The organism is Arthrobacter sp. TS-15 (assembly GCF_006964045.1).
Taxonomy (GTDB): Bacteria; Actinomycetota; Actinomycetes; order Actinomycetales; family Micrococcaceae; genus Arthrobacter.
The window spans coordinates 26,128-35,041 of the sequence record NZ_SDXQ01000032.1; the positions used below are offsets into that span (position 1 = coordinate 26,128).

The 8,914-nt window shown below is 60.4% G+C and carries 8 protein-coding genes and 1 pseudogene; 7 read left to right on the forward strand and 2 right to left on the reverse strand.

Annotation, left to right across the window (positions count from 1 at the left end; genetic code table 11):
• The first annotated feature begins 11 nt into the window (after positions 1-11).
• Positions 12-2,156 (forward strand): BREX system Lon protease-like protein BrxL, encoded by a 2,145-nt coding sequence (brxL, locus tag EU811_RS13795; protein WP_142938941.1) that lies wholly within the window; start codon positions 12-14, stop codon positions 2,154-2,156.
• 31 nt (positions 2,157-2,187) lie between these two features.
• Here the strand turns inward: brxL and EU811_RS13800 are convergent, their stop codons facing one another.
• On the reverse strand, positions 2,188-2,970 hold the full coding sequence (locus tag EU811_RS13800) for a DUF5677 domain-containing protein (RefSeq protein WP_142938942.1): 783 nt from the start codon (positions 2,968-2,970) through the stop codon (positions 2,188-2,190).
• A gap of 309 nt (positions 2,971-3,279) precedes the next feature.
• Here EU811_RS13800 and EU811_RS13805 point away from each other — a divergent pair, with 309 nt between their 5' ends.
• The 3 genes from EU811_RS13805 (at position 3,280) to EU811_RS13815 (ending at position 4,927) form a co-directional block, all read left to right on the forward strand.
• Positions 3,280-4,212: a GIY-YIG nuclease family protein gene (locus tag EU811_RS13805; RefSeq protein ID WP_223946281.1), complete on the forward strand. Its 933-nt coding sequence runs from the start codon at positions 3,280-3,282 to the stop codon at positions 4,210-4,212.
• Between the two features lie 7 nt (positions 4,213-4,219).
• Positions 4,220-4,513 carry a hypothetical protein gene (locus EU811_RS13810; RefSeq protein ID WP_142938943.1) on the forward strand — a complete coding sequence of 98 codons (294 nt, stop codon included), beginning with the start codon at positions 4,220-4,222 and terminating at the stop codon, positions 4,511-4,513.
• Between the two features lie 84 nt (positions 4,514-4,597).
• Positions 4,598-4,927 carry a hypothetical protein gene (locus EU811_RS13815; protein WP_142938944.1) on the forward strand — a complete coding sequence of 110 codons (330 nt, stop codon included), beginning with the start codon at positions 4,598-4,600 and terminating at the stop codon, positions 4,925-4,927.
• Here the strand turns inward: EU811_RS13815 and EU811_RS13820 are convergent.
• Positions 4,924-6,816, reverse strand: coding sequence for a DUF262 domain-containing protein (locus tag EU811_RS13820; RefSeq protein ID WP_142938945.1), 1,893 nt, complete (start codon positions 6,814-6,816; stop codon positions 4,924-4,926). The two genes, EU811_RS13815 and EU811_RS13820, sit on opposite strands and share 4 nt — an antisense overlap.
• A 176-nt stretch (positions 6,817-6,992) precedes the next feature.
• On the opposite strand from EU811_RS13820, the gene EU811_RS23550 reads away from it, so the two are divergent.
• The 3 genes and pseudogenes from EU811_RS23550 to EU811_RS13830 form a co-directional block, all read left to right on the forward strand.
• Entirely contained in the window at positions 6,993-7,163 is a 171-nt protein-coding gene (locus EU811_RS23550) for a hypothetical protein (protein ID WP_160147650.1), read from the forward strand.
• 80 nt (positions 7,164-7,243) lie between these two features.
• Positions 7,244-8,110, forward strand: a pseudogene (locus EU811_RS13825) (YifB family Mg chelatase-like AAA ATPase); the annotation flags it as partial.
• A 22-nt stretch (positions 8,111-8,132) separates the two neighbouring features.
• Positions 8,133-8,914: DNA-processing protein DprA (locus tag EU811_RS13830; protein WP_187697171.1), on the forward strand; the 782-nt coding region annotated here is incomplete at its 3' end.

Genomic DNA, 8,914 nt, shown 5'->3' on the forward strand with positions numbered 1-8,914 from the left:
AGAGTGCGGCTATGAGCGAAGTGAGCGAGGTCAGTCCAGAGATATCCTCTGGGGCCAACGCACCGGCAGACGCCACTCCGGTGCAGAGCGACCTGGACCGTAAGATCAACCAGCTCTTCCCGGGCGTTGTAGTCCGCAAGGACCTGGTGAAGGCCGTCAAGGGCAACGCCATTGTGCCCTCCTATGTGCTGGAGTACCTACTCGGCCAATATGCTGCCTCCGACGACGAAGCCACCATCCAGGCAGGCATCGACACGGTGCGCAAGATCCTCGCCGAACACTACGTAAACCGGAACCAGTCCGAACTCGTGAAATCCACGATCAAGGAGCGTGGGCGTCACCGCATCATTGACAAAGTGACGGTCACGCTCAACGAAAAGGATGATGTCTACCAGGCAGAGTTCGCCAACCTCGGCATCAAGGGCGTGCTCGTCGAATCCGCGACGATCAAGGCCCACCCAAAGCTGCTTGTCGGTGGTGTTTGGTGTATCTGCGACATCGAGTACTTCCACAGTGACGACGCCCGAATGGTGCCGTGGATACTGGGGTCGATCAAGCCCATCCAGTTGTCGAAGTTCGACTTCGAGGGCTATCTCGCGGCGCGGAGCGAGTTCACAACCGGCGAATGGACTGACCTGCTCGTGCAGTCGATCGGGTTCAATCCCGAACTGTTCGGACGCCGTGCAAAGCTCATCCAGCTTGTGCGGCTCATCCCATTCGTCGAGCGAAACTACAACCTCGTCGAACTCGGGCCCAAAGGCACCGGTAAATCGCACATCTTCTCGGAGTTCTCACCCCACGGCATGCTCATCTCCGGTGGCGAGGTCACGGTCCCCAAGCTGTTCGTCAACAACTCCAACGGCCGCATCGGGCTGGTCGGCTACTGGGATGTCGTCGCGTTCGACGAGTTCGCGGGTAAGAAGAAGCGCACCGACAAGGCGCTCGTCGACATCATGAAGAACTTCATGGCAAACAAGTCGTTTTCCCGCGGCGTCGAGACGCTCGGCGCGGAGGCGTCAATGGTGTTCGTCGGCAACACGTCGCACACCGTGCCCTACATGCTCAAACACTCCGACCTGTTCGACGAGCTTCCCGAAAGCTACCACGACTCGGCGTACCTCGACCGCCTGCACCACTACATCCCAGGCTGGGAAGTCGACACCATCCGAGGTGAGATGTTCTCCAACGGGTACGGGTTCGTCGTCGACTACATCGCCGAGGTGCTCAAGTCGATGCGTTCGGCGGACTACTCCGACCGCTACCAGCAGCACTTCACACTGTCATCGGACATCTCGACACGAGATCGCGACGGAATCCACAAGACCTTCTCCGGGCTGATGAAAATCCTTTACCCGCACGGGGAAGCCTCGGCCGAAGAAATCGAAGAGATCCTGCAGTTCGCCATCGAGGGCCGCAAGCGCGTCAAAGACCAGATCCTCCGCATCGACTCAACGATGGCAAACGTAAAGTTCGGCTACCTCGACAAGGCCGGTACATGGCATTCAGTCTCCACGCTTGAAGAGGATGAGTACCCGGCGTACTACTACCGTGAGCGCCGCGTAAGCACTGACGCGGAGGAGGCGACGGGCGATCCAACTGGACACGCCGCGACTTCTGCGGAAGACGGTCAACCAATTGCGCCCTCGCCTATCACCGTAAAACCGCTGTTTGAGGGCCACCAGGAGTTCCAGGAGAACCAGCGTGGAGTCTCCTTCGAGACTCTCTTGGTCCCGTACCTGCGTGGAGCCACGCAGATCACCATAACTGACCCTTACATCCGGCAGTTCCACCAGGCACGTAATCTCATGGAACTCATCGAGTGCATCGCGGCCACCAAGGACGCGGCCGACGAAGTGAGTGTCCGGCTCGTTACTTCTGAGAACACCGAGGGACAGGACAAACTCCGCAAGCAGTACGAACTATTGCTGAAGGTCAAGCAGGGAGCCTCTGTCGCCGGCATCAACGTCGACATCATCTTCGACGGAGCCATCCATGATCGGTCCATCCTCACCGACACCGGATGGAGGATCCTGCTCGGCCGCGGGTTGGACATCTTTCAGTACATCACGGGCGACGCCTTCGAGCTGGCCACCAAGCTTCAGGAATACCGTCAAGTCAAGGCTTTTGGCATAACTTACATCCGGGACGACGCGTGAGCGCAGCTCGTTACTAATGTGTCCGGCAGACTTACCCAGGCCCGGTGGCTGAGTTTTGCGCGGTTCCCAATTGCGTCACGCGATCCCTGATGTCAGCAAGCGGTTCCGTCAACTGGTCTGCTATGCCGGCCAGATACACGAAGGCCTCAGTGCCTAGCAGCACCATGCTCGGCAGCATCGCACGGAAGTGATTGTGCGGGGTTGGTTCCATGTGAAGATGCATTCCGGGCTCATCAGGGTCGAACTCGACATAGGCTTCTGAACTGGTCAGCGTTGCGTGGGATTCTTGGGTGTCCGTAAGCCAGATTTGGAAAAGAATGTGGTAATCGGGGATGTCGTTCATCAAGGACTTGAGGTCTTTAAAGGAGACGCTGTCCGATCCGGGATCCGCTTCGGATTTGAGTAATTCGATGATATCCAGCGCGCGATCGGGTAGAGGGGTGCCGGCCTCTGCCGCAAGTGTGACGTTGCCCAAGCTATGTTTGCGCTTGTTCAATGCTGCTTCGACGAATCTGCGGGTGTCGACGGTGGTGGCCCAGTGGAGCCTGATGACGTGTTCAACGACGGAGCGTCGGAGCGGGGCGCACTCGACGCCGAGTCCGCGCTGTTCTAAGAGCCTGATGGCCTCGGCAGTGCGTAGGGTTCGCATAAGCCACCCCCACGCGATGCCGACGGCACGGACCGCTGCCTCGTCATCTCGGTTCCATTCACCAAGCGGAGTCGGCGGCAGCGGCGGTAACTTTTCGATCAGTGTTCTGAAGTCCGCCAGGATTTTATCTTCTTCGCCGTCACCCGGGCTCTTCGTGGTCGTCATGCTTCAAGACTGACGCCCGATTTGGCCAGCCGCAATTCACGACAGCGAGTGAACCGCACAAGGTCTTGAGCAAAGCGCGGCAGCCTCCGAAGCGCTGCCGGCACCACTGGGACGAGTTGCCGGTCGTCGTGGCATAGAGATGAAGCTGTGCACGCCGTGGTCCGGACACCTAAAATATGTGGATGCCAATCCTGTCAGCTCTGCTCGGCTCGGGCACGCAGTCGCCGCCGCATACGTGTCCCATCCGGACACGACCAAGCGACGGGCCACTATAGCTGCCGCGCCCGGCTCGTGACGTAAGGTGTTGCAGTGTCTGATTTTGCTCTCGACTTAGCTGCGGAGACAACAGTTTCGCTGGTGCCGGCTTCGCGTGCTTCCCTCACTCTCGGCCATGTGCTGACCGGCATGGGCGCGGACCGTGACCCGGCGGTCCGGCTGGACGATGTTTTGCTGATCCGCCATGCCTTCAGGCCCGGCGACCCCACCGCGCTGCGTGGCCCCGAAGATCTGACCGAGGAACGGGTCATTGCCTACACAAGGGAGCAGGGTCTCTCACCCAGGCAATTCCCCGCCGACCCTTCCCAATACTGGGTGATCCTGATCGCCGACGGTAAGCGCCGCTCGCGGCTGTGGGGCACCTTGGAGAACCACGGAGAGCTGGCCGCAGAGCGCACTGAGGTGAACCGTTTCTTCGACCTGCGCATGTCGGGTTTCCTTGCGCCCCTCAATGACCGGCTCGTGATCGAATGGGACAGCCCGCGGAACTGGCACCGGCGCGCCTCCAGCGCCGCGAACCTGCCGGTATTGGAGATAGCCGACCGGGACAAGGTTCCCTTCCCTGGGTTCGACGGCGTACTGCTCAATTACCACGAGCTCCGCGACATGGTGGAGAACCCACGCTATGCCGATTGGCGGGCTGCCTTGAAGGAAGTACAGGGCATCTACCTCATCACCGACTCCACCAACGGCAAGCAATACGTTGGAAAGGCGGATGGTGCTGAGCGCATTCTCGGACGGTGGACGAGCTACGCGCGCGACGGTCACGGCGGGAACGTCGCGCTGCGCGAGCTTGTCTACGACAGCGCAGCCGGCGAAACGACAAAGACAGACCACGCCCGGCATTTTGTCTTCAGCCTTCTTCGCGTGTTCGGACCCAGCACACCCTCCACAGAGGTGGATTCAGCAGAGTCTCACTACAAAGACGCACTGATGACACGACAATTCGGCCTCAACAGAAACTGATCGACCGATGACACCACGTCCACGCCGCGCCTGGCAGGCGGCAGTAAAAGCCAAGCAAGAGTCCAAGGAACTGGGCGAGCTGCACGCGATCGAACCAGCCTCCCGGCGCAGCGATGGCTCACCCAAAGTGGGCCCTGGCCAGGTTTACGTGGTGAGCTCCGGCAAGGTCTATCACCCGGCCTGGTGCAACTCAGTGGGCAACGTCTGGGACGACAACCCCAAACGGCTACTGGTCGTCGAGGAGACCGGTGTTGGCGGCCGTCACGCCTGCAAAGCCTGCGACGAACCCCTGCAGGCCTGACTTTGCATATTTAGCGGATACGACTGAGTCAGGCCTCCGGCGGTCCTCTCCGTAAGAGACGGTCCGCCCGCATAGGATGATCCCATGTCTGAACCCGAGCCAATCATGATCCGGAACAGTCTGCCGAACATCCTCGCAAATGAGGCGTATGGCCCGGATTGGAAACGCACGCAGGATGTCATGGTGGTCATAACAGTAGGTGGTACTTCCACTCACCTGGCTTTGAAGTCTGCACCCACCACGACGCTATGCGGTCAGAATTCCCGGTTCGTGGCCCGCGCCTGGTTTCTCCTCAGCGGCTGCATGAAGTGTTCAAAGGCTGGTCTCAAACAGGGCATCGCCACAATCACCGATACAGACGGCACACTCATCGACCTGGCGACCAACACCGAGAGCAAGCTGCCGGAGCACTAAGCTCTTGCCGCTTCGAAGGCAGCTTCCTGAATCTCCATTGAGGGACCGGGCCAGACCTGAGTGATTGCCTTGGTCAGGACTACAGAGCGCTCCTTAATGTCGGCTTCAGTCCAGAGATCGATGTGGCTCTGGATGATTTCTTTGTTGAGCACCAGGAGGCTGAAGGCGTCGAGCAGCGTCCGCTTACCCTTGCCGGACTCACCACCGTCGACGAGTCCCGTGGCGTCGCTGTCTGTCCACGGACGGTTGGATAGCGAACCATTGAGTGACTTGGTCACGAGCGTAAGATTACCGATCGTGTTTACGACCCGGTCACGGACAGCTGCCTCTTCGGGAGTGAGTCTTGGCGGCGGATCCCAGTGGGTTCGCCAACCTTGCGGCATGACGTGCTCGATTTCCAATCCCCATGGAAGCTCGACTGCTTCGTACTTCGTGCTTTGGTTGCGAAGTTGTTGCTCTACAGCACGGAGGACTACCTGGAGCCGCCACTGGCGGATGTTCCCGTAGAGCTTCACATCAGGGAGTGTCGTGAGCATCTCTTGATCGGAAGGCCAGTAACGGGTCTCCGCGGTCTGCTCCGAAAGAAACTTCCTTATGGCGTTTCCGGCTTCGCGAGCATCAACGCTCCCGAGCGACTTCAAGGTGGCGACCATGAAGCGGTTTACATCCTTGGAGGTCTTCCGCAGGAGTGTGCGGCGGATAACCCAACTTTCGATGGCATCCAGTGCTATCCGCACCTGGTCGCGGGGAACCGAGTGGTTCTCGGAGAGGAGCCAGAGGAAGAGGGGGGTGGTGGCCGCCAGCTCCATCGTTTCGATAACCCGGGAGCGGAACCGTCCTTCGGGCGTCGCTACGTCGAGTTCGCTGAGGCCCCGGTAGGTGTCGGCATCCTTCCGCAGTTCCGTCAGCAAGGCTTCCGCCTTGGCGGGAGTGGACAGTCGCGACCCTGCGTAGTCCGCGAAAACTCTGAACACCAACTCCGCTTTGACTTCTTCCTGTAAGCGCATCGTGAGCCAGTACTGCAGAAAGATGTCCACGCGAGACCGAATCTGACGGCCTTGGGAGATTTCAGCCCGCCACCATACGGTATCGAAGTCGGCCCAGTGCGTCCTGGACCACTTGTCCACGTCAGCACCAATCTGTTCGCCCTTGCGGAAGACCCAGTTCTTGATGAGGTCCGCTTTCAGCAGAGGTGTGCCCCGGTCGTTCAGCGTTTCGAAGATCAGCTGTGAGTCTTCATGTCCTGACAAGTCGATGGCGACGACGACCAGTCGATGTTCAAGCGTCGAGCATAATTCCTTGGCGCGGAGCTCTTCAGTTCCGGGTGGGACGATCCCTTCCTCATCCGGCGTTCCTATCAGCCACTGTTCTATTTCGCGCCGGAAAAAGTCGTGGGCCTCGATGACTCGATGCTCCTCGACCCGCGGTTCCTCTGGATCCATGGCATGGGCAAAGGCGCTTCGGTCCGCCTGGGATGGCCAGAGTTTGAAGCGCTCGATGCGGCCTTTGAAGGTCAACGCCTTGTTCAGAATGAGCTCTTCGAGCTGATCCGCTTCCGTCTGGTGTCCGCGCCCAGCGACGATTTCATGTGCAGCATCAAGCAAGAGCTGAAGTGTCGTCATGCGTTGTTGGCCGTCGATGACCTCGTGTCGTGTCACATCGCCGGCAGATGGTGTCTTCGACTCGTAAACAACCGCACCGAGGAAGTGATTCGGAATTGGGGGTTTACCCTCCTCAAGAAGATAGCTCTCGGTGACCCGGACCACGTCGTCCCACAGAGGGGCCCACTGGCTCTCCTCATCCCAGACATAGGGACGCTGAAACGCGGGAATCTCAAAATGGCGACGACCCTCGAAAAGATCTCGCGGGCTTCGAGGATGAGTATCCACTGCATGCACCTTTCGACTACGACGTCCTCCGTCACACGCTATCGGTCAACTAAGCACGAAGGCGACAAATCCTGCGCAATAGTCTTTGGGTCGCCGGCAAGCTCAATACCACCTGAGCGGGCTGAGCGTCGAGGCGATCCATCGCGAGTTCGATACCGGCCGATATAGTCGTGTGTATGGGATTCAACTGGGAGCAGGTCCTCGGGACCAAGGGCGCAGGCCTCTCCGACACCTACGACCAGAGCGCCTCCGACGCGCTGTACCAGGACCACCCGAGCGCGGCTCCGCCAGCAAGTCCGGAAGACCCGGGCGATGAGGTCGTCCGCCTGCCGTTCGACGAGAGCTGAGCCTCCAAAACTCCCACGCCGGGATGTCCGTTTTCGGACATAATCGCAGGTCACCGCGCATGCATACTTAAGTGTGCACTCCCCCGGGGGCAGGAAAAACAATGTTGGCAGAGCGCTTGCCGGGCCTGCTCCCGGACTTGGCCGACACAGCGGCCATGGAGGTGACGGCAATACACTCGTTGGCTGCTGTCCAGTCGGCAGCTGTCAGGCTCATCCGCAGGCCTCCCTTTGAAAGTCCCCACCACAGTGCCACCGCGGCCGCCATCATCGGCGGAGGCTCGGGGCTTCCCAGGCCCGGTGCCGCTTCGCGGGCTCATCGCGGCGTCTTGTTCCTGGACGAGGCTCCGGAGTATGAGCGCCGGGTCCTGGATGCCCTCAGGCAGCCTCTGGAGAGCGGGGAGCTGGTCATCCACCGTTCGGCGGGCACGGCGGCGTACCCCGCCAGGTTTCAGCTGGTACTCGCCGCAAATCCCTGCCCATGCGGCAAAGCCTCAGGGAAAGGCATGGACTGTACGTGCACGGCAATGATGCGCCGGAGATATTTCGGGCGGATCTCCGGGCCTCTGCTGGACCGCGTGGATATCCAGTTACAGGTTGAGCGGGTGTCTTTGGCTGACTTTGGCCATGCCGGCGAGGAAGAAGACACACGCGCTGTCGCTGCACGGGTGTTGGCGGCCAGGGAGAGGCAACTTGAGCGTTTGATGGAGATGGGGCTCGAGACCAATTCGCAGGTGCCGGGGCGCACCCTTCGGGGTGAGCTGCGGCTGGCCCCAGGGACCACCCGGATTCTGGACACTGCACTCGAACGGGGCACCCTCACTGCACGCGGCTACGATCGCGTCCTCCGGCTGGCATGGACGCTGGCAGATCTGGGGCACAGGGATGCGCCGGACATCGACCACATTGGTCAGGCTTTGGGCTTGCGCCAAGCTGCGACTGCCACATGAGTCATCAAGCTGCCACCGGCACATGAGTAAAAGAGACGCGAAAGGATTCACAGCCATGGCTGGTGCAGGGAAGCAAGAGAGAGAACGAATTGCCAGGGCGGCATTGGCCAGGCTCATGGAGCCGCAGGACTCTGTAGGCCTGGCACTGGTGCGGGCAGTAGGTGCAATAGATGCTCTGGGTGTCGCAACCGGTGAACTGCGCGCAGGGCCAAACCTCGAGCGGGAGATCTCAGGGCTGTTGATGGAAGGAGGCGGACCTTCGTCATGGGCAGGGCTACCGGCGAGCCTTCGACGATGGGCACCCCGAATTGCTGATCTCGCGCCGGACCGGGACCTGGAAACCATGAACAGGCTGGGAGGGCGGTTGATCGTCCCGGGCGATGAGCTATGGCCCGAACAATTGGAAGGCTTGGGACTCCAGGAACCTCTTTGCCTGTGGTGGCGGGGAGGGGAACAGCCTCTGCCGTCTGTCGGGCAGGCCATTGCCCTGGTTGGATCGCGGGACAGCACCAGCTATGGAGCCTCCGTCACGGGCGACTTCGCCTACGGCCTGGCGCAGCGCGGATTTACCGTGGTCTCCGGCGGGGCCTATGGCATTGACGCCCATGCCCACCGTGGGGCTTTGAGAGGCGGCGTTGCCAGTGTGCCCACTATCGCCGTCATGGCGGGAGGTGTGGACCGCTTCTACCCATCCGGCAACGAAGACCTTCTCCGGGCCGTGTCCACTCAGGGGGCTGTCCTGTCAGAGGTCCCTCCCGGGTCCGCACCCACCAGGTACAGGTTCCTTATCCGGACTACTGAGGG